This is a genomic window from Burkholderia sp. BCC1999 (assembly GCF_905339975.1).
GTDB lineage: Bacteria > Pseudomonadota > Gammaproteobacteria > Burkholderiales > Burkholderiaceae > Burkholderia.
On record NZ_CAJPHP010000005.1, the window covers coordinates 128716 to 148849 of the forward strand.

Here is a 20134-nt window from a genome sequence, read left to right on the forward strand (position 1 = left end):
ACCGCCCTACGCCGCCGGCCCCTGGGCCGGCGGTGCGGCCAGCGTGTCGATCACGCCGAAGCGCGCCGGCATCATCGCGTAACACACGCGCACATTCTCATGTGACAGCCGCTCGAGCAACCGCTGCGCCTCGTCCTCGGTGACGATGAATTCGACCTCGATCGCGAGCGATCCCTGCAGTTCGAAGAAGCGGTCCTCGTGCAGCACGCGATGCTGGCCGAAGCCGGCCATCGCGCGAAATGCCGACCCGCCCGCGACGCCCATCCGGCTCGCCTCCTCCAGCAGCCATTCCCACAGCGGCTTCCAGTGCAGCCGGTGCTGCTCGTGCACATAGAAGCGCAAGAAGACCCTGTCCATCGCACCCTCCGATGGCGGCACGCTCAGGCCGCCGCGAGCCACGCACGCGCGGTCCACATGCCGAGCGCCGTGAGCGCGAACGATCCAGTCAAGTGTAGGGCAGCCACCGCAAACGCCCATCCGAATTCGCCCTCGAGCGCATGCGTCATCACTTCGACCGAATAGGTCGAGAACGTCGTGAGGCCGCCGAGGAAGCCCGTGATCACGAACAGCCGCCACTCGGGCGGCAGCCCGACGCGCGCCGTGAACATGACGGCCGCCACGCCGATCACGTAGCCGCCGATCAGGTTCGACGCGAGCGTGCCGAGCGGCACGGCCGGAAAGAACGCGTTGAGCGCAAGGCTCAGGAACCAGCGCAGCAACGCGCCGAGCCCGGCGCCGACGAAGATCGCGACCATCGAATAGAACAAGGGCACTCCTCACTGACGACGCCGTGCGGCGGACACGGCCTACGCTGAACTGTATGCGGAATCGCGCGACGGCGGCAATGCCGGCGGGCCGCGGAGACGGGCACCGGATCGCGTCGCGACCGCTCGAGGTCTCTCATTGTTTTCACGAGCGCGATTTAATCTGAATTTCCAGGCGATTACATCCGACATTACAAATTCGTTTTGAATCGATCGATTATTTATCAGATTTTAAAAGGCGAAAACGCGATTCAATCCGGCCGCAGGTTAACCCTGAAAATTCAGGCTTATAAAGGGTTTTCGCGTACTTACCCTTATCAGACATTCCCGCATTGGGTCGACATTCGATTCAATTGACGTCGTCCATTTCGTAAAATTGTTTCGCCACTCCACTCCATCGACATGGAGACTCGAAGAATGAACAATATCCGCCTGTCATCCATGTTGATTCCCGCGCTGTGCGCGTCGCTGCTCGCATCGAGTGTCGCGCTCGCCGACGGCAACGGGCCGCCGTCCTACGTCGAAGGCAACCGGGCGCCCAAAGGATTCGCCCGCCCGCCGTTCCACACGAAGCAGCGTGCGAGCACGGCCACGATCGCGGGCCTCACGCCCGCGCTCACGCGCCACGCGTACGGGTTCGATTCGATCGCCAACCAGGGCGACGGGATGACCGTCGCGATCGTCGACGCGTACGACGACCCGAAGATCGAGTCCGACCTCGGCGTGTTCAGCAACGCGTTCTCGCTGCCGGCCTGCACGTCGTCGAACGGCTGTTTCACCAAGGTGTACGCACACGGCGCACGGCCGAAGACCGATTCGGGCTGGTCGCTCGAGATATCGCTCGACGTCGAATGGGTACACGCGATCGCGCCGAAGGCGAAGATCGTGCTGGTCGAAGCGGCGTCGGCCAGCTTCAACGACCTGCTCGCCGCGGTCGACGTCGCGGTCAAGCGCGGCGCATCGGTCGTGTCGATGAGTTTCGGCGGCAACGAATTCAGCACCGAGACCGGCTTCGACAGCCACTTCAACGTCGCGGGCGTTACGTTCGTCGCGTCGTCCGGCGACAGCGGCGCCGGGACCGAATACCCGGCCGCGTCGCCTTACGTGGTATCGGTCGGCGGCACGACGCTGTCGTCCGACACGGCCGGCAACTACGTCGGCGAAGCCGCGTGGAGCGGCAGCGGCGGCGGCGTGAGCACGACCGAGGCCGAACCGGCCGGCCAGACGGCATGGCCGATTCCGGTGGCCGGCAAGCGCGGCGTGCCCGACGTCAGCTACGACGCAAATCCGTCCAGCGGTTTCGCGGTGTACGACTCGGTCACCTATCAGGGGCAGACAGGCTGGTTCCAGGTCGGCGGCACGAGCGCGGGCGCGCCGCAATGGTCGGCGCTCGTCGCGATCGCGAATTCGCTGCGCACGGCCGCCGGCAAGAAATCGTTGAGCGGCACCTACGACGCGCTTTATACGGTCGGAAAAACCGGATACGGCAGCGACTTTCACGACGTGACGACCGGGTCCAACGGCAGTTGCGGCAGCATCTGCAACGCAGCCGGCGGCTACGACTATGTGACCGGCCTCGGTTCACCCGTCGCGCCGGCGCTCGTGCAGGCGCTCGTCGCCCGGCCGTAACGGCGCGGCCGGCGCCGGTCGCCCCGTGGCGCGGTACTCAACCGCCGCGCCACGCGCGATCGAGCACGCTCAGCGTCGCCAACGCACCGCCCTTCAGACCGATCACGTCCGCGCGGCGTGCATGCGCTTCGCGCGAGTTGATACGGATCACGTCCGCACCGAGTCGTTCGCTCAGCAAACGCACGGTCGGAATCGCGGTGCCCGCACCGATCTCGACCACGGCGATGCGCCCGGCCTGCGCGATCCACTCTTCCAGCGCGCGCTCCTGCGCGTCATAGCGCTCCCCGAGCCAGCCGGTATCGCCGAACATCAGGATGTTCGGCCGCGCGAGGCCGCCGCAGTGCGGGCAGCGCGGCATGTCGCCAACGAGGCGGCACGTGGCCTCGTCGACGTCCGGCTCGAACGGCGCCGCATCCCATGTCGCGTCCGTGCATGGCCTCAGGCACTGCATCGCATGAATCGACCCGTGGATCTCGACGATGCGCGCCGGATCGAAGCCGGCTTTCTGGAACTGGCCGTCGACGTTGCTCGTCAACACGAAGCCGCCGTTCGGCATCGCGTCGATCCAGCGGCGCAGGATCGCGAAGCCTGCATGCGGCACCGTCGCGCGATAGAGCGCGAGACGGTGTCCGTAGAACCCCCACGCGAGCGGCGCGCGCGCACGGAACGCGTGCGGCGACGCGATCTCGTGGAATTCGAAACGCTCGTGGCGCAGCGCCGGATACGCGCGCCAGAACCCGTCCGTGCCGCGAAAATCGGGCAGCCCGGAATCGACGCCGATACCCGCGCCAGCCGTTACGAGCAATGCGTCGGCGCGTGCGAGCGCGTCGACGGCGGCCGCGACGAGATCAGCGGGCAGTTGCGCGGCGGTGGAGTCGGCGGAATCAGCGGGATCGGAGAACGGCATGATGGGCAGGCGGTAGCGTCGAACGTTGCGCGAATGGCGTCGCGATCATACGCCCGTTCGAGCGTCGCGCCGCATGCGCGATGCAGCGGCGCGACGCCACGCTCGTCCGGCCATCGGCCGTGCAGGCATCGACCGCTGCGGCGAGGCCGCCGGTGAACCGTCGGCCCGGCGCCGCCCCTCCTGGTCAGCGATCCGGATCGTCCGGTGCGAGCGGAATCTCGTCGGCCGCGAAATAGACCGGCTTGCCAAGCTCCCGCGCAAGACCGACGTCCATGTCCGCACCGCGCGACGCGCCATCGATCCGCAGGACCGCATCGCAACGCCGCAGCAACCGGTGCGCGGCCGGATACAGGAACGTCTCGCTGATCGCGTCGCCGACCTGTGTCGACCCGGCCGCGGCCGCAAGCGGCAGCGACACCCATTCGCCGATCATCGGTACATGCCCGCGCCGGTATACGGCAAGCGCCGCCGCTTCCAGCCGGTGCAGGTTCGCGGCGATGCGCGCGGGGTCGCCGTCGGTGCCGCTGCGATAGGGGCCGGCGACCAGCACGAGATGCGGCGTCATGCGGCGCGCGCGCCGGCGGTTTCCCGCAGCGCGACGTATTGCAGCAGCATGATCGTCTTCGCGTCGACGATCTCGCCGCGCTCGACCGCGTCCAGCGCCGCCTGCAGCGGCATCTCGACGACTTCGAGATCCTCGCCCTCTTCCGCGACGCCGCCGCCGTCGCCGGTACGCAGCGACGCGTCGTATTCGCCGACGAAGAAATGCAGCTTCTCCGTCACGGAGCCCGGGCTCATGAACGCCTCGAATACCTTGCGCACGCCACGCACACGGTAGCCGGTCTCCTCCTCGGCCTCCGCGCGGATGCGCGCTTCGGGCGTCTCGTCGTCGAGCAGGCCGGCGGCCGCTTCGAGCAGCATGCCGTCGTGGCCGCTGACGAACGCCGGCATCCGGAACTGCCGCGTCAGCAGCACGTCGCCCGTGCCGGCACGGCGCAGCAGGATCGTCGCGCCGTTGCCGCGATCGTAGGTCTCGCGGTTCAGGCGCTGCCACGTTCCGTCGCGGCGCTGGAAATCGAAGGTCACCTTTTTCAGCACATACCAGTCATCGGACAGCACCGTCGTATCGACGATGCGGACCCGGTCACGCGTTGCACCTATTGCACCCATTGCAGCCTCCCGTTCGACAAAAGACGGCGCCCATGGTAACGTGCAGATTCGTGCAATTTCAAGAATTTTCGTGCAAACACGATGCTGACGACCCAACGCAAGAAGACGATCCTCGATGCACTCGCGCGCGACGGCCAGGTACTGGCGGTCGAGTTGAGTGCGCAATTCGGCGTGTCCGAAGACACGGTTCGCCGCGACCTGCGCGAGCTCGCAGCCGAAGGCCTGCTGCAGCGCGTGCATGGCGGCGCGCTGCCGGCGTCGCCGGCCGTCGCGCCGTTCGCTCAGCGCGAAACGCTCGAGACGGCGGAAAAGCGGCGCATCGCGCGGCGGGCCGCGGAGATGATCGCGCCCGGCCAGGTCGCGATCGTCGACGGCGGCACGACCTCCGCGCTGCTCGTCAGCCAGCTGCCGGCCGACCTGCGCGCGACGATCGTCACGCACAGCCCGAGCGTCGCGGTCGCGTTGGCCGCGCATCCGTCGATCGACGTGATCCTGATCGGCGGGCGGCTCTACAAGCACTCGATCGTCGCGGTCGGCGCGGCGGCGATGGAAGGCATAGCGCGCATCCATGCGGACCTGTACTTCATGGGCGTCACGGGCGTCCATCCGGTGGCGGGGCTGAGCACCGGCGATTTCGAGGAAGCGGCGATCAAGCGCGCGCTGGCCGAACGCGCGGCCGAGACGGTCGTGCTCGCGTCGCAATCAAAACTGCGCGCGGCGTCGCAGTTCGTGATCGGCGAGATCACGCTGGCGCAGACGGTCGTCGTCGAGAAGGAAACCGAAGCCGCGCTGACGGAGCCGATCGAGGCGGCGGGCGTGACGGTGGTGCGCGCATAGCGCGTCGAATCGGCGGCGGATGTCGTCGCGCCAGCGCCAAGCCGATGTCAGCGTGCTGACAGGCGCCGCTTGCTAACATGGGCGATCACCCGATCGCCACGCGCTACCCGCCCGATGCCCCCGCCTTCCGCCACGACTCCACCGGCACCGCCCGCAGGCGACGCACCGCCGCCGGGCATCCTCGCGCTGTTCATCGCGTTCACGCAGATCGGCCTGACCAGCTTCGGCGGCGGACTGAGCGGGCGGATGATGCGCGACTTCGTCTACGAACGGCGCTGGCTCGATGAAGAAGCATTCCTCAACGGCCTCGCGCTGTCGCAAGCGTTGCCGGGCGTCAACGTGAAAAACCTTGCGATCTGGATCGGCTACCGCCTCGCCGGATGGCGCGGCGCGGTGGCCGGCTTCACCGGCATCATCGCGCCGCCGGCCGTGCTGATCGTGCTGATCGGCGTCGCGTTCTCGACGCTCACGCGCTTCCCGCTCACGCATGTCGCGCTCGCCGGCGCGGCAGCCGCGGCGATCGGGCTGTCGATCTCGATGGCGATCACCGCCGTGCGGCGGCTGCCGCGTCGCGCGCTACCGTTCGCGGTGACGGCGCTCACCTTCGTGTCGGTGGCGGTGCTGCATTGGCCGCTCGTGTGGACCGTGCTGATCGGCGGCGCGCTGAGCGTCGCGCTCGAATACCGCCGCGCGGCCGCCACACCGGTCAGGAGCGACGCACGATGAACGCGTCTGCACGTTACGCGGCACTGTTCGGCGTATTCGCGCCGTTGTCGATCGCGACAATCGGCGGCGGGCAGGCGATCATCGCCGACATCCAGCGCCAGGTCGTCGACGTCCATCACTGGATGACCGCCACGCAATTCGTGAACGACTTCGCGATCGCGCGAATGGCGCCGGGGCCCGGCTCGCTGCTGGCGACGCTGATCGGCTGGCAGGTGGCCGGCTTCTGGGGTGCGGTGATCGCGACGCTCGCACTGTTCGGTCCGACCGCCTTCCTGATCTACGGCGTCGCGCATCTGTGGCGGCGGCACCAGGGCAAGCGCTGGCAGATTGCGCTCGAAGCCGGCCTGCGCCCGGTCGCGGCCGGCATGATCCTCGCGTCGGTCTGGGTGCTGCTGCAGGCGCTCGACGGCGGCTGGGCCGCGCGCGCGATCGCGGTCGCGTCGACGCTGTGCGTGATCTACACACGCATTCATGCGCTGCTGCTGATCGCGATCGGCGCGCTGCTGCTCGTCGGCCTGCACGCGCTCGGCGGCGTGTAACGCACGCCGCCGTCGCAACGCGACCGGTGCGCCTAGGCGCCGCGAAACCGCGGCGTACGGCGCTCCGCAAACGCACGCAACCCTTCGTCGAAATCTGCGCCTTCGCACGCTTGCCGGCGCAACTCGGCAATCCGTTCGAACGCGTCGGCCGGCAGCGGCCGCGCGTCCTGCAGCACGCGCAACTGCTCCTTCACCGCGTGCACGGCAAGCGGCGCCTTCGCGGCAATCGTGCGCGCGACGTCGAGCGCCGCGTCGTCGACGCCGCCCGGTTCGGCCAGCCGGTTCACGAGCCCGTGATGCGCGGCGCGCTCCGCATCGAGCGGCTGCGCGCAGAAGAACATCTCCTTCAGCACATGGATCGGCAGGTTGTCGTAGAAGCGCAGCAGGCCGCTCGTCGAATACGGCAGGCCGATGTTTACGGGCGTCATCGCGAAACGCGCGTCGCGTGCCGCGACGACGAGGTCGCAGCTCATCACGAGATCGACCGCACCGCCCCACGCCGAACCGGCCACCGCCGCGATCACCGCGCCCGGATAGGTTCGCACGCGCCGCAGCGCGCGTTCGAGCGGCTTGCCGTATGCGAGCGGATCGCGATCGTCGGCCAGTTCACGCAGGTCGTGCCCCGCGCTCCACACGTCGCCGCTGCCGTCGTTCGACAGGATCACGACGGGCGGCGGACGGTGTTCGGCGAGCGCATCGAGGCGCGCGACCAGTGCGTCGAGCAACGGTGCGTCGAGCGCATGGCGCCGCGCAGGATTCGCGAACCGCACGCGTGCGATCCGCTCGCCGATCAGGTCGACCGTCACGGTCGACGCGCTGTCGTGTTTCGTCGGGTCGGTCATTGCACGGCCTCCGCCACGGCTTCCGCCTGGAAGATCGTACGCCCGGCCAGCAGCGCGTCGATCGCGTCGTCGCCGTAACCGGCTTCGCGCAGCACGTCGACCGTATGCTCGCCGAGCAGCGGCGGCGCATGGCGCGTGCGCGGCGCCGGCACGTCGTCGCCCATCCCGCCGAGCGGCGTGACGACCTGGCGCAGCGCGCCGAGCGTCGGATGCGCGACCGGCTCGACCAGCCCGCAATGGGCGAGCTGCGGATCGTCGAACACTTCGTCGAGCGTATTGATCGGGCCGGCCGGCAGCCCGGCTTCGACGAAACGCTGCGTCCATTCGCGCTTGCCGCGCATGCGCAGCCGGCTTTCAAGCAGCGCTTTCAGTTCGTCACGGTGCGCGACACGCGCATCGTTGGTCGCGAAGCGCGGATCGTTCGGCAGTTCGGGCAGATCCAGCAGCTGGCACAGCCGCAGCCACATGTCGGTCGTGATCGGCGCAAGGTTGAGCGGGCCGTCGGCCGTCTCGAACACGCCGTACGGCGCGATCACCGCGTGCGCATTGCCGGTGCGACGCGGCACGTCGCCGAGGCTCAGGTAGCGTTGCCCGTGCACGCTCAGCAGCGACACGAGGCTTTCGAGCAGCGACGTGCCGACATGCTGGCCGCGCCCGGTCCGCTCGCGCTCGAACAGCGCGGCCATCACACCGGTCGCCACCCACATTCCGGAGCTGAGATCGCCGATCGCGGTGCCCGTGCGGGTCGGCTCGCCTTCCGGGAACCCGGTGAGGCTCATCAACCCCGCATAGCCCTGCGCGATCTGGTCGAAGCCCGGCCAGTCGCGCAGCGGGCCGCGTGGGCCGAACGCGGTGACGCTGCCCATCACGAGCCGCGGATCATGCGCGCTCAGCGCGGCGTAACCGAGCCCCATCGCGTCCATCGTGCCGGCCTTGAAATTTTCGATCACGACGTCGGCCTGCGCAATCAGCCGCCGCACGACGTCAAGGCCGGCCGGCTGCCGGAAATCCACGCAGATGCCGCGCTTGTTGCGGTTGCAGGACAGGTAGTACGTGCTCACGCCGCGATCGAACGGCCCCCATGCGCGGCTCATGTCGCCGTGCGGCCCCGACTCGACCTTGATCACGTCGGCGCCGAGATCGGCGAGCACCATCGAGCAGAACGGCCCCGACAGCGCGCGACTCAGATCGACGACCTTGATTCCCTTCAATGCCTGCATTCCGGACTCCTGATATTGATGACTGGGTGTGGCGTGGATGCGAACGAGCGGTGCGTGCCGCTCATTCGGGCAACGTCTGGTGTCGCGTTTCGACCGCGAACGGCAGGATCAGGATGCCGAGCCCGAACACGGCCGCGGTCCACGCGACCGGCACGCCGAGCGATCCGTAGCCGTGAATCGCAGCGCCGAGCAGGAAGTTCACGCCCGCGCCGATGAAGCGGCCGACCGACGCGTTGAACGCGAACGCGGTGGCGCGTACACGCGTCGGGTACTGCTCGGGCAGCCACAACGAGAAGATCGCGAAGTTGCCGCCGAAGAAGCCGAGAAACGCGAGCGACACCATGAACGCCGCCAGCCCGTTCGGCTGGTAGAACGCCCAGCCGAACGCGAACACGATCGAGCCGGCCATCCCCGCGAAATACACGCCGAGCGCGGTGCGCCGGCCGAGCCGTTCCGACAGCCACGGTGCGACCAGGCAGCCCGCGATCGTCGCGCAAGACAGGATCGCCGCACCGATGGACGCAAGCCGCAGCGCGCCGACGTGATCGATGCCCGCGCGCGCCGCCAGCGTACTGACCGCGCTCGCCTCGTAAACAGAACCGGCCCACAACCCGACGATCGCGACGCCCACGAGGCTCGCGCTCGTCAGCGTGCGGCGCAGGAACGCCGGCGCGAAGATCTCGCGCAGCGGATGCGCGCGCCGCGCGTCGGCCACGTCGCCGTCGCGCGCGTCGTGCCGGCGCCACTGCCCGGGCTCCTTCACGCGCATCACGGTGAACACCGCGAGCAATGCGGGCGCAAGACCGCACAGGAACATCGCGCGCCAGCCGTAGGTCGCGCCGATCGTGTAGTTCAGGCAGGCGGCGATGAAGAAGCCGAAGTAGTAGCCCGTCTGCAGGTAGCCGGCGCCCATCTTGCGGCGGTCTTCCGGCCAGCTCTCGGCGACGTAGGTGCCCGCGAGCGCCCACTCGCCGCCGACGCCGATCCCGGCGATCAGCCGGCACGCGGCCAGCGCCCAGACGTCGTGCACGAACGCCGCCGCACCGGTGAACACCGAGTAGATCAGGATGCTCGCGGCGAGCGTGCGCACGCGGCCGAAGCGGTCGGCGAGCGGCCCCCAGATGAACGACAGCCCCCAGCCGATCAGGAACAGCGCAAACAGGATCGAGCCGTACATCCCGAGGTTCGCGGGCGTCGCCGCGATGCCGGACGCCGGCAGCAACTCGGTCAGTGCGGGAATCAGCACGAGCGCGTAGATCACCGAATCCACGCCGTCGAGCACCCAGCCCGCGTACACGGCCCAGAAGCCCTTCACCTGCTCGCGCGTGAGCGGCGTGCGCCGCGGCTTCGCGCCGGCCGCCGGCGCGTCGATCGCCTTGAACATCTTCGTCTCCTTGCCGGCGGGGCCGGCACGTTCGCCGCGTCCGGTCCGGGATGGCCGGCAGTCGGGCTCTTTTGTGAGACGAGTATAGAAACACCATCGATCGCAGAAAAATATGATATTCATCTTGCTCGATCGGATTGGCTTATGGCTTGAATCGGGAGACGGCGGCGATGGACTTGAGACAGTTGCGCTACTTCGTGAAGGTCGTCGAATGCGGCAACGTCACGCATGCGAGCGAGGCGCTGCATGTCGCGCAGCCGGCGGTGAGCCAGCAGATGCGCAATCTCGAACAGGATCTCGGGATGCAGCTGCTCGAGCGGAGCGTGCGCGGCGTCGCGCCGACCGCCGCCGGCCGCACGCTGTACCAGCATGCGCTCGAACTGCTGCGCCAGGCCGACGGCACGCGCGAGCTGCTGCGCCGCGACGCCGATACGCCCCAGGGCCGCGTGACGGTCGGGATGCCGTCGAGCACCGCGCGCGTGCTGGCCATTCCGCTCGCCCGCGCGGTACGCGACCGCTATCCCGGCATCATGCTGGAGCTGATCGAGGCGCCGAGCGCCGATCTCGACACGCTGCTCGAACGCGCGCGGCTCGATCTCGCGATCGTCGTCGATGCGGTCGACACGCGCGGCATCGCGATCCACCGGCTGCTGACGGAAACGCTGTACCTGATCACGTGGCCCGAATTCCCGGTGCCGGACGATCCCGTGCCGCTCGACGCGATCGCGCGCATGCCGCTCGTGCTGCCGAGCGCGCCGAACACGATCCGCAACCGCGTCGACTGGGCGATGCGCGAGGCCGGCCTGTCGTACGAAATCAGCTTCGAGGCGAGTTCGACCGGGCTGCTGTTCGCAGCCGTGATGGCGCAGCTCGGCGTAACGATCCTGCCGTGGACGGCCGCGCACGTCGAGATCGAGGAACGCAAGCTCAAGCTGGCGACCGTCGCGCACCGGCTGTTCGCACGGGACCTGTCGCTCTGCTGGCACGACACCGCGCTCGTCAGCAACGCGGTGCAGAAGGTGAAGGCCGAGATCGTCCGGCTGTTCGACACGCTCGGGCAGCGGCCCGAATGGGCAGCCGGCCATGACGATCGCGCGTGACCCGCGGAGCACTTGCCTTGTGCTGCCCCACCGCACGTACTAAGCTCCTTTCACTGGGTACCGCTGACACCTCCACTTCTCCTCGCCGCTCGGTATAAGCGTCGGGGGAAGGAGGCCATCCGTGTCCCCGTTCCAGTCTGCCTGGCTTGTGCTGGGCGTCAGTGTTCTCGCCGAAGTGCTCGGCTCCGTCGGCCTGAAATTTTCGGCCGGTTTTTCCCGCCCGCTGCCGTCTGCAATCACGGTCGTCTGCTATGCGTGCGCCGTGTGGCTGATGGCGCTCGCGACGAAGCACCTCGAAATGGGGCTCGCATACGCGAGCTGGGCCGCCGCCAGCACCGCGGCCACCGCCGTGATCGGCATCGTCTGCTTCGATGAATCGGTATCCTCAATGAAGCTCGCCGGCATCGCGCTGACCGTCTGCGCGCTCGTCGCGCTCAACCTCGGCGATGCGGCAACGCGGTGACCGTCGCACAGGTACCCGGCGGGGCATTGACAACGCCCCCCGGCACCCCTTAACGTTGCTCACATCGTAACCATCACCGGTTCAGCTTAAGAGGTTGTCGGCCCGCTCGTGCTCGACACCTCTGCCTTCATCGAAGGCCTGCTGCTTGGCGCCGGCCTGTTCACGTCGGTCGGCCCCAAGGACGCCTTCGTCATCAAGCGCTCGATCTCGAGCCCTCATCTGCTCTCCATTGCCCTCGTCTGCGCAGGTAGCGACGCGTTGCTGATCGCGCTCGGCGCGCAGGGGTTGTCGGCGCTGCTGTCGCGGCATCCCGGTGTGGTATCGGCCGCGCTGTGGGCCGGTATCGCCTATCTCGCCGGTTATGGCCTGCTCGCGTTGCGCTCGGCGATCGTCAGACGGCAGCCCTGGCATGTCGACGGTTCACGCGCCGGCAGCGAGCCCACGCGGGCACGCACGGTACTCGCGACCGCCGCCGTTTCGCTGCTCAATCCGTATGCGTGGATCGATACCGTGCTGCTGCTCGGCACCGTGATCGTGAGCCACACGCCGTCCGCACGCACGCCGTTTGCGATCGGCGCGATGACCGCTTCGCTCGCGTGGTTCCTGATGCTCGCCTATGGCGCACGCGCGTGCCGTGCGTGGTTCGCTCGCACGCTCGCATGGCGTGTGCTCGATGGCTTCGTTGCCGTGATGATGCTCGGCTTCGCGATTCGATTCGCGATCGACGCGCTTTAGCCGTCAACGGCCCGATACCGATACTGCGCGAAATACTTCGTGCGCGGTGGCATGCAGTTCGAAGCCGATGCCCGGCGCCTGCGGCACGCGCGCGTATCCGGCGTCGACGGTTTCGCCATCGGCCAACCCGCTGAACGGACGGAACGCGAACGGACTGACTTCCGCGCCACCGAGACCGAGCGCCGCGACGACGTGCAGCGAGAACAGATGACCGCCATGCGGCCAGAACGCATCGCTCCGCCAGCCGCGCGACACGAAGTGATCGACGATCCGCAGATAGCCCGGCAGTCCGTAGCAATGCACGGGATCGAATACGAGCACGTCGCGGTCGTTGCGCAGCCCGCCGTAACGCTCGAGCAGCTTTGCTTCGGCGAGCGAGAACAAGGCTTCGCCGGCCGCGATCGGTGGTGCGTATCGTGTGGCGAGGTCTGCCTGGAGCGGCAGGTCAAGCGGGTCGCACACGTCCTCGAACCACCAGAGGTCGAACGGTGCGAGCATCTCGGCGGCCGCGCCGACCGTCGTCGTGTCATACGTATTCATCGCGTCGACCGCGAGACGTGAACTACCCGCAAGGTGCGCGGCGGCGACTTCGATGCGACGTCGATCCTGGTCGAGATCCGCGCCGCCGATCTTGATCTTCGCGTGCGTGTAGCCGAGATCGACGATCCGGCGCATCTCGTCGGACAGGCGCGCCAAATCGTCATGCGGATAGCGATAGCCGCCGCCCGCGTACACGCGGACGCGCGGTGCTGCCGTGCGTCCAAGCCGGTCGGCCAGAAAGCGATTGAGCGGCAGGTCGGCGATTTTCGCGGCGGCGTCCCAGATCGCCGTGTCGAGCGTGCCGACCGCGACGCAGCGTTCACCGTGTCCGCCGGGCTTTTCGCCGGCCATCATCGCGTGCCATGCGCGGAACGGGTCGAGGTTCGTGCCGGCTTCGTCGGCGAGCGTGTCGGCCGCGGCCAGCAGGCGCGGCGCGAATCGTTCGCGGATCAGGCCGCCCTGCGCGAAGCGACCGATCGATGCGTAGCCGTAGCCGGTCACCGGGTGGCCATCGCGCATGACGTCGGTCACGACTGCAACGACACTCGTCGTCAGGCCGCCGGATGGAATCGCCGGATCGGCATAGCGGGACACGGGAATCGCTTGCTCGTGGATCGCGGTGATGCGCATGGGCGGGGTTCCGGGAAAACGTTCGGTTTTCGCAGGCCATGCACGCACAGCGGCCGGCGCGACTGGCTGATCGTCGCATCATAGGCGCTTGCGCGATGTCTTGCCGGCGCCCGACGCGATCGCGCGGGGTGGTAAAGCCGGCCGAGCGTGCAATCACGCTCGGCGAGCCGTTTTTGAACCGGATCGGGTTTTATCGAGCCGGAATCCCCTGCTTGCCTCCCTGCTCCGTGAACCGGGCGGGTGTCGGGCGACCAAGACAAGCGTGGCTCGAATCTATCGGCCCGCTCAGGCGAAGACGAAGTACTTGCGCACCGTCTCCACCACTTCCCACGTTCCTTTCATGCCGGGTTCGATCACGAACACGTCGCCAGCTTTCAGGTGCACCGATTTCTCGCCTTCCGGCGTGATGATGCAGTAGCCATCGAGGAAGTGGCAGTACTCCCATTTCTCGTAGTTCACCTCGAACTTGCCCGGCGTGCAGATCCAGGTACCCATGATCTTGCTGCCGTCCTTGGAGAGGTACGCGTTGAGGTTCACGGTGTGCGGATCGCCGCCGATGCGCTTCCACTTGGTCGCATCAAGGACCGGCGTCGGGCAGGTTTCGCGAAGAACGGTGATGAAATCGGACATGTCGGCTCCAGACTAACGATCGTGTAAGAGGCTTGTCACGTTAGTTCGAAAGCGTTGTCGGGGCTTGTATGCTTCCGACACTGACTCGTCTAATTTCGACATTGGCTTGTGGGCAAGCGTACGGCCGGTACGTTTCGTTCTACCTGGGTGCCGCGGTGGGGCCTCACGTTACGGTCGGCGCGCTCGCGCGGCTGGCGCGTCGAGACGGGCCACCGTCTCGAATGCAAAGCCGTTTGCCAGCCACCCAAACGACCTCACTTGCCAGATCGCCGCCAACGGACGGAGACACTCGTGGAGGTGAATGGAGCAGGACGTAGATCATCAGACGCTTCATGACCAAGTCGCGAAGCGCCGTTACCGTCTGGGCTTAGCAGTTCTTCAATTGTCCGGTTGAGGATCGCCATAATGCCAAATGACCATCCCCCACGCTGTGCGTTGCGGTCCCGGCATTGGCGCTCCGGCTTCGACATGAACCGAATCTTTCACAGCCGGGCTTTGCCAGTAGCCGGTGCGCGGACAAGGCTCTCCGGGCAGGGCCCGTAGCCTCGGATGCGCGACAGGCTCGGGGAAGTAAGTTTCCTCCTCCGCCGGCATGCTGCCATCCCGGTAACGCTTGTCTTCCCACAGCAGCCGCCAGCGCACCGCATGTTCGTCGTTGGACCCTTCCAACAGGTACTTGTGGGCAACACTGCCTTTGAGGAAGTAGCTCGGACAGCCCACCTCCCCGGAAGGAAACCATGGCTCCCAGATCCCCTCGACAGGAATCTCCTGATCGCTGCAAACCTCGCCGCTTGCGGATTCGTTCTTCGGCGGACAGGGAGGAAGCGATGCCGGATAGGTGCGACCGGGTGGCCAATACCGCCAAGCAGGAAGGGGCGCATTTTCGAACATGGATTCATAGGTCCAGTGCTCAAATACGCGGGTCCCGCCATCCGCACGTGTTCCGTATGCAAGCATCCCGATATAACCGAATCCGACCGTGCACTTGAGCGCGTAGCAGATCAATCTCTCGATCCACACTCCCTCCGCGAACCCGGTGGCATACACCGGGTCCGAAAAGTTGGTGTCCTTCAGTCCCAGTGAATGAAAAAACGGATCGTATTTACGACCGATTTCAAGCGCACTCCGTCCAAACAACAGGTCGCCGCCTTGCTGGCTTCCTATAACCAGCGCGTCGTATGCTGCTCGTTTGTCAAGACCTCGGCGCAATGCATCGATGCCCAGATCCATGTGCACCAGTGCCCCCAAGAAATCATGTGTGTAGGCTTCCTCAAGCTCCACCTGATTTGGGCTCGGTGTGTCCAGTTGTTTTGCGTACGCGCCGAGAAAGTCCCGATATAGTCCAACGGCGTATTCCAGGAACGTGAGACTCGTCCATTTCTTGAGCAGATAAAACGCCTTTGCTCGCGCATCCTGTTCCTGCTCGGGGGTCATGGTCAAAATATTCAACATCATTGAACCTGTTCGTTCGTCGATTGTTTGCCGCCATCGGCTAGCGCTCTCCGCGCATAACCTTCCTGTCTGATCTTGGCCGATCGCTCGCGCTCGGCCAGCATGAGCGCTCGTGCAGTTGCTTGATCGGGTAGCTTTACGTCAGTCCAATGCGTCCGAAGCGCCTTGAGCTGTCCGTTCGCAAGCTGCGCATCTATCCATTTTTTCACCGGTGCATTGAACTTGTTCTCAAAGTCCACGAAGAATTGAAGGTCGCCCCCGACCAGCAAACGCATCGTGGCAACCTCTTTTTCGTCGTCCCATTGCTCAGCAATCCGCCCCTTCCACAGGCGCATCCCGTTCCATCCAGCCGGGACTTCGATGCCGAGCTTTTCCATTGCCTCGCGCGTCGGCACATTTATCTTCACATAGCTGCCATTCATGCTCCAAGCATGCTTGATCGCACTTTTTATACGCCACCAAAGCCCATTGGGAGCAAGGCTATCGGTCCAGAATTTGCCTGGAATTGTCCGTGGGCTGCTCAGGTAACGCGTGTCGACCACACGAATCATCGTCTGGCCCGGCGCCTGAATAACCGCTTCAAGCGGCACCTTGGCGCTGAACGTACCTATGGCCTCCCCCACTTCCCAGTTGCGAAGGTCGGGCCACTCTTCTTTATGCACGTATTGCTTGATGGTCATCGGCTTATGCCCCAGGCTCTTCGTCTCCTCGGCCAGATGAGCCAGGCGCGCCTCCTCGGTCATCGTCCGAGTGGTCCCGCCCCCCACCTTCACATCCGCCCAGGTGCCCTCCACCAGATGGCCTCGCACATGCTCCAGCAAGCGCATCAGATCCTTGAAGGCCAGCGCGATTTTCGTGTCCCCCAGCTTGCGTAACTCCTCCAGCCTCGGCAGCAGCTTCCGGATATAACTCGCCACCCGCGCCGGGATAACAGACCCGAGCCGGTTCAGAATGAAATTCAGCGCTTTGCCGATACGATCCAGCAGCATGCCGAACGCGTTGCGCACGACAAACTGATACTTGCTGAAGTCCAGTTGCCTGAGCCACTCCACTGCATTGCCAAACCCCGCCTTGCGGATCAGGGCCAGGATTTCCTGGCACAGCTTGACCAGATCTTCGGATTTGCTGACCGCTCGCATCAACAACTTACCTATGCCCTTGAGCAAACCTCCGACCACCGGAACGACCGCGACAAGGCAAAGCACGAGCGCCACCCACTCCCACCCATCGTCCCGAACCTTCGGGTCGTCGCACATGCGAAGCGCGATGGCGATCGCGTCGCGCGCGGCCGTAATTTCTCCGGCGACAGGGAACATGCTGATGACGGCATCGACGATGATGGCGCCCGTATTGCGCTTTTGCGAGAACTCCCCCGCGACGGCGCCGACGACGGTATCGCCGACTGCAGTGGCGCCGCTCCACAGATAATCGCCGACCTCGGATGCCGCCTGGCTGACCCAACTGCTGCTCATGCCCGACCTCCTTGCATCCGGTCCAGGGAGGCTTGCATGTCGAACTCGTCCCAATGAGCCTTGTAGCTGGGATTTTTCTCGGTAGCCTTGATTTCGTAGGGTCGGCTGTCCTCACCCAACTCGATGCGCCCCGGTCCTTGCGGAGCACCTGTGAGATCAGCCATGCCTTTGCTATCGACGGTGCCGGAAAAGGTAGCGCCGCTGTCGTAGTGGATGGTGAACTTGGCGCCCTGCACAGGGGTGTCGTCGTGGTAATGGTATTGCAGCGCTGCAGCACCGCGGGACGTCGGCGCAGGCGACAGCGGATAATCGATCCGCGTCGGCCCGCTGAATGCATGCTGCGCCCCCTTCACATCGATCATTCCAGGCGCGTGAATCTCGATGTTGCCGCCCTTGAGCCGGATATAGGCGCCACCCGACGTAAGTAGAATCTCCTGCTGCGCCGCCACCTCGATATTCTCGGTGGCCGACAGGACCTTGACCGTTTTCTGGGCCGTTATTTCGATATTGTCCGAATGCGCCTGAACCTCCACCTTTCCCTTGGCCGCAAACAGCTTCATCCCGGCGTTTTGCACAAACAGGCTGATCTTCTCCGCCACACTCGCGACCAACGACTTCCCGCTGGTGATAAACGTGGTCTGGCCGCTCACCAGATTCGTTTGCTGATCGCTCGACACATGCACGGATGCCTGCGTCGACAGCGCGATACCGGAAGGACTCGCCACCAGCATGACGGGTGTCTTGAACGCGTTCACACTCCCGGTACCGCCTCCCGCCGTCCGCCCTCCCGCCTGCGAGCCTTGCACGCTGCTTTGCGTCGCATCGGTAAACGTCTTCAGCGCGTCATGCCCCTCTCCCAGGCTTTCCGCCTGATGCATCGTGCTTACCTGCGACATGGCCTCGATCATGCTCTCGGCATTGACGAGCTGCTGTTGCGCTTCGCGAACGTCGAGCGGCTGACTGTTCGCCGACTTCGGATACGTCGAAACATACAGCCCCTGCGAAGCACGCACAGCGCCGTATGCATCCGTCCGCAGATCGAAGCCCGATCCGACATAAGCACCGCGAGTATTACCGCTTTGTTCGATGAGATAGCCCAGATGCAGCAAACTATTTGCGCTGCTGCTCATCAACTGCACACGGTTCTGGCCTGTCGCGTCGTCCATCACCATCTGGTTATAACCGCTGCCGCCGTACTCTTTCGAGCGATGACCCGACAGGATCCCATTGCTATGCCATTGCGGACCGACCGTACCGTTGTAGACGCGATGCAGCACGATTGGTCGATCACAATCGCCGCCAACGTAACCGACGATGACTTCCTCGCCGACTCGCGGAATATGCACACCGCCGTAGCTGCCGCCAGTATCCGATTGCGCTACCCTGATCCAGCACGAGGCACCGGCATCTCCCGGGTTCTGCCGATCCCATACGAACATCACCTTCACACGGTTCAATTCGTCGGTATGGACCTCTTCTCCCTGCGGCCCGACGACGATCGCCGTCTCGAGATGCATCTCCGGCTTCAAGTGTTCGAACGGGCTGCGATACGGAACCGTAGTGCGTTGCGCCTCCACTTCGATCAAATAAAAGCCGGTCGACCCGTCATCGTGGTGGACTGACGCGCCCGCGTACCCCGCTTTCGCACGCTCCAGGTCGGATTGCATGCTATGGGGAAAGCTGGTCTCGTGATTCGATAGCGGCAGGTTGTTCTCGATGTAGCGTCGAACCTTGATCGCAGCGAACTCACGTTGCTCAGCCGAATCGCGATCGTGTTCCGGATGGCCCGTCAAGCCGAAGCGCTGACCAGCGTCGATGCCTCGCACTCCCCCCATCCCGACGAATCGCTTGGCGCGCGACTCCCATTCTTCCAGATGGATTTTCGAGAGCTGCTCACCTCGGTCCTGACGTCCATAGGTATATGCGCCCGTGTACTCGTAGACTTCAGCCTGCTCTGGCAGATTTCCCTGGCCGGCCTTCGTCGGCAACGTCGTTCCGTTCGGACTGTCGGCGGACGACGGCGCCTTGTAGTCAAACGTGCGAGTCGTATGGACGGTGCTTTGCAAAGTCCGCGAACCCGCCCACTGCGTGAACGCATCAGTGTTGCTGCCCGCGCCCGACCTGTTGAATCCGATCGGGTTGGGCGACACCTCGTCCAACGCATGAATATCGTCGGTCACGATCAGCGTATGCGACTTACCGTCCTTGCCTTGGCGCCAAAAGCCGTATAGGCCCTCTTCCTCCATCAGCCGATGGATAAAATTCCAGTCGGTTTCGCTCTGACGACAGTACGAGCGCGAGGGCAAAGGCTTCGACAACGCAAACTGATACTGTCCACGAGCCTGCGGATGCACATCGAATACGTCAGCGATGATGCGGTCGGCACTATTGTCCTGCCAGTACCGCATATCGCGCCGGAATTTGAGGAAGTACATCCACGACGCGACGACAAGTTGATAGCTGGAAAGACTACCGTCACAGCCAAGCCTGCGCGCCGTGTGGATATAACCGTTGACTGGCAGATAAGATTTGTTCGCCTGCTGAATCCACAGCGTCATCGGTTGAGCGATCAACGCCTTGAGTTCGATGTCGCCTGCCGGGGATACCATGTCGAGCGTGACGCTGAAGTCGCGACCGAGTTCGGAATAGGTCACGACCCGGCGCGGTATGAGCGCATTGTCCGGAAGCGACAGGATGTCTGTCTTGAGCAAGCGATCTTGTTGGATCAGGCCACCACGAATTGCCTGAGCTAATTCAGTCATGTTCATGCGTTATCCATCTTCTTATTTGTTGCAAGCCCACGGTGGCTCGCGCTCTCACGGGGACGGCTCCCCGGTAATGTCGCCCGAATTGTAGCGGAGCCGACAAGTCATGAGAATGTAGCCCGCTAAGGCCAGCCATATATCGAACCGGGTGCTTAAACACGAATCGCCCAAGAAGCGTATGGGGTACATCCGTTGGGCCGTTGAAATTCGGCTCGGATGCTCCAGCGCGCAGAAGGTATGAGCCTTCAGCTTGGACGGTAGATTCCGTGAATAGCGGGGGCACACCCGACACCGCCAGCGATGCCACCGCTGCCCCAAGCAGTCATGCC

Annotated in this window: 20 protein-coding genes; 7 read left to right on the top strand and 13 right to left on the bottom strand. The window is 65.1% G+C overall.

Going from position 1 to position 20134, the window contains the following annotated elements; translation table 11 throughout:
• Positions 1-6: 6 nt before the first annotated feature.
• Entirely contained in the window at positions 7-357 is a 351-nt protein-coding gene (locus tag U5809_RS08805) for a DUF190 domain-containing protein (protein WP_322086184.1), read from the bottom strand.
• A 23-nt stretch (positions 358-380) separates the two neighbouring features.
• Positions 381-767 (bottom strand): fluoride efflux transporter CrcB, encoded by a 387-nt coding sequence (gene crcB / locus U5809_RS08810; RefSeq protein ID WP_282506916.1) that lies wholly within the window; start codon positions 765-767, stop codon positions 381-383.
• Between the two features lie 414 nt (positions 768-1181).
• On the opposite strand from crcB, the gene U5809_RS08815 reads away from it, so the two are divergent.
• The gene (locus tag U5809_RS08815; protein ID WP_322086185.1) at positions 1182-2393 is read left to right on the top strand and encodes a S53 family peptidase; all 1212 of its coding nucleotides are present in this window, start codon (positions 1182-1184) and stop codon (positions 2391-2393) included.
• Between the two features lie 37 nt (positions 2394-2430).
• Here U5809_RS08815 and U5809_RS08820 read toward each other — a convergent pair whose 3' ends face one another.
• The 3 genes from U5809_RS08820 to U5809_RS08830 form a co-directional block, all read right to left on the bottom strand.
• Positions 2431-3300 (bottom strand): SIR2 family NAD-dependent protein deacylase, encoded by an 870-nt coding sequence (locus tag U5809_RS08820; RefSeq protein ID WP_322086186.1) that lies wholly within the window; start codon positions 3298-3300, stop codon positions 2431-2433.
• A gap of 184 nt (positions 3301-3484) precedes the next feature.
• On the bottom strand, positions 3485-3865 hold the full coding sequence (locus tag U5809_RS08825; protein ID WP_322086187.1) for a DUF4406 domain-containing protein: 381 nt from the start codon (positions 3863-3865) through the stop codon (positions 3485-3487).
• A complete protein-coding gene (locus tag U5809_RS08830; protein ID WP_322086321.1) occupies positions 3862-4461 on the bottom strand; it encodes an NUDIX domain-containing protein in 600 nt (199 codons plus the stop codon). The genes U5809_RS08825 and U5809_RS08830 overlap by 4 nt, the downstream gene beginning before the upstream one ends.
• A 90-nt stretch (positions 4462-4551) precedes the next feature.
• On the opposite strand from U5809_RS08830, the gene U5809_RS08835 reads away from it, so the two are divergent.
• The 3 genes from U5809_RS08835 to U5809_RS08845 all read left to right on the top strand — a co-directional run bounded on the left by U5809_RS08835 (position 4552) and on the right by U5809_RS08845 (position 6572).
• Positions 4552-5307 (top strand): DeoR/GlpR family DNA-binding transcription regulator, encoded by a 756-nt coding sequence (locus U5809_RS08835; RefSeq protein WP_322086188.1) that lies wholly within the window; start codon positions 4552-4554, stop codon positions 5305-5307.
• A 114-nt stretch (positions 5308-5421) separates the two neighbouring features.
• Complete coding sequence (locus U5809_RS08840) at positions 5422-6033, top strand: chromate transporter (RefSeq protein WP_322086189.1); 612 nt, start codon at positions 5422-5424, stop codon at positions 6031-6033.
• Positions 6030-6572, top strand: a complete 543-nt coding sequence (locus U5809_RS08845) for a chromate transporter (RefSeq protein WP_282506910.1) — start codon at positions 6030-6032, stop codon at positions 6570-6572. Before U5809_RS08840 ends, U5809_RS08845 begins: the two co-directional genes overlap by 4 nt.
• Before the next feature lie 32 nt (positions 6573-6604).
• Here U5809_RS08845 and scpB read toward each other — a convergent pair whose 3' ends face one another.
• The 3 genes from scpB to U5809_RS08860 form a co-directional block, all read right to left on the bottom strand.
• Entirely contained in the window at positions 6605-7414 is an 810-nt protein-coding gene (gene scpB / locus U5809_RS08850; protein ID WP_322086190.1) for a methylmalonyl-CoA decarboxylase, read from the bottom strand.
• Positions 7411-8634, bottom strand: coding sequence for a CaiB/BaiF CoA-transferase family protein (locus tag U5809_RS08855; RefSeq protein ID WP_322086191.1), 1224 nt, complete (start codon positions 8632-8634; stop codon positions 7411-7413). The genes scpB and U5809_RS08855 overlap by 4 nt, the downstream gene beginning before the upstream one ends.
• Positions 8635-8695: 61 nt before the next feature.
• Positions 8696-10018 carry an MFS transporter gene (locus U5809_RS08860; protein WP_176049359.1) on the bottom strand — a complete coding sequence of 441 codons (1323 nt, stop codon included), beginning with the start codon at positions 10016-10018 and terminating at the stop codon, positions 8696-8698.
• Between the two features lie 170 nt (positions 10019-10188).
• On the opposite strand from U5809_RS08860, the gene U5809_RS08865 reads away from it, so the two are divergent.
• From U5809_RS08865 to U5809_RS08875, 3 genes are all read left to right on the top strand, one after another.
• Positions 10189-11118 (top strand): LysR substrate-binding domain-containing protein, encoded by a 930-nt coding sequence (locus U5809_RS08865; RefSeq protein ID WP_322086192.1) that lies wholly within the window; start codon positions 10189-10191, stop codon positions 11116-11118.
• A 121-nt stretch (positions 11119-11239) separates the two neighbouring features.
• A complete protein-coding gene (locus U5809_RS08870; RefSeq protein ID WP_322086193.1) occupies positions 11240-11581 on the top strand; it encodes a DMT family transporter in 342 nt (113 codons plus the stop codon).
• A 108-nt stretch (positions 11582-11689) separates the two neighbouring features.
• On the top strand, positions 11690-12316 hold the full coding sequence (locus tag U5809_RS08875) for a LysE/ArgO family amino acid transporter (protein WP_322086194.1): 627 nt from the start codon (positions 11690-11692) through the stop codon (positions 12314-12316).
• 3 nt (positions 12317-12319) lie between these two features.
• Here U5809_RS08875 and U5809_RS08880 read toward each other — a convergent pair whose 3' ends face one another.
• The 5 genes from U5809_RS08880 to U5809_RS08900 all read right to left on the bottom strand — a co-directional run bounded on the left by U5809_RS08880 (position 12320) and on the right by U5809_RS08900 (position 19808).
• Complete coding sequence (locus tag U5809_RS08880) at positions 12320-13486, bottom strand: mandelate racemase/muconate lactonizing enzyme family protein (protein WP_322086195.1); 1167 nt, start codon at positions 13484-13486, stop codon at positions 12320-12322.
• Between the two features lie 285 nt (positions 13487-13771).
• Complete coding sequence (locus tag U5809_RS08885; RefSeq protein ID WP_176049364.1) at positions 13772-14116, bottom strand: cupin domain-containing protein; 345 nt, start codon at positions 14114-14116, stop codon at positions 13772-13774.
• A gap of 378 nt (positions 14117-14494) precedes the next feature.
• Positions 14495-15571, bottom strand: coding sequence for an Imm72 family immunity protein (locus U5809_RS08890; protein ID WP_322086196.1), 1077 nt, complete (start codon positions 15569-15571; stop codon positions 14495-14497).
• The gene (locus tag U5809_RS08895; RefSeq protein WP_322086197.1) at positions 15568-17040 is read right to left on the bottom strand and encodes a hypothetical protein; all 1473 of its coding nucleotides are present in this window, start codon (positions 17038-17040) and stop codon (positions 15568-15570) included. The genes U5809_RS08890 and U5809_RS08895 overlap by 4 nt, the downstream gene beginning before the upstream one ends.
• Positions 17037-19808, bottom strand: a complete 2772-nt coding sequence (locus U5809_RS08900) for a type VI secretion system Vgr family protein (protein WP_322086198.1) — start codon at positions 19806-19808, stop codon at positions 17037-17039. Before U5809_RS08900 ends, U5809_RS08895 begins: the two co-directional genes overlap by 4 nt.
• Positions 19809-20134: the final 326 nt, after the last annotated feature.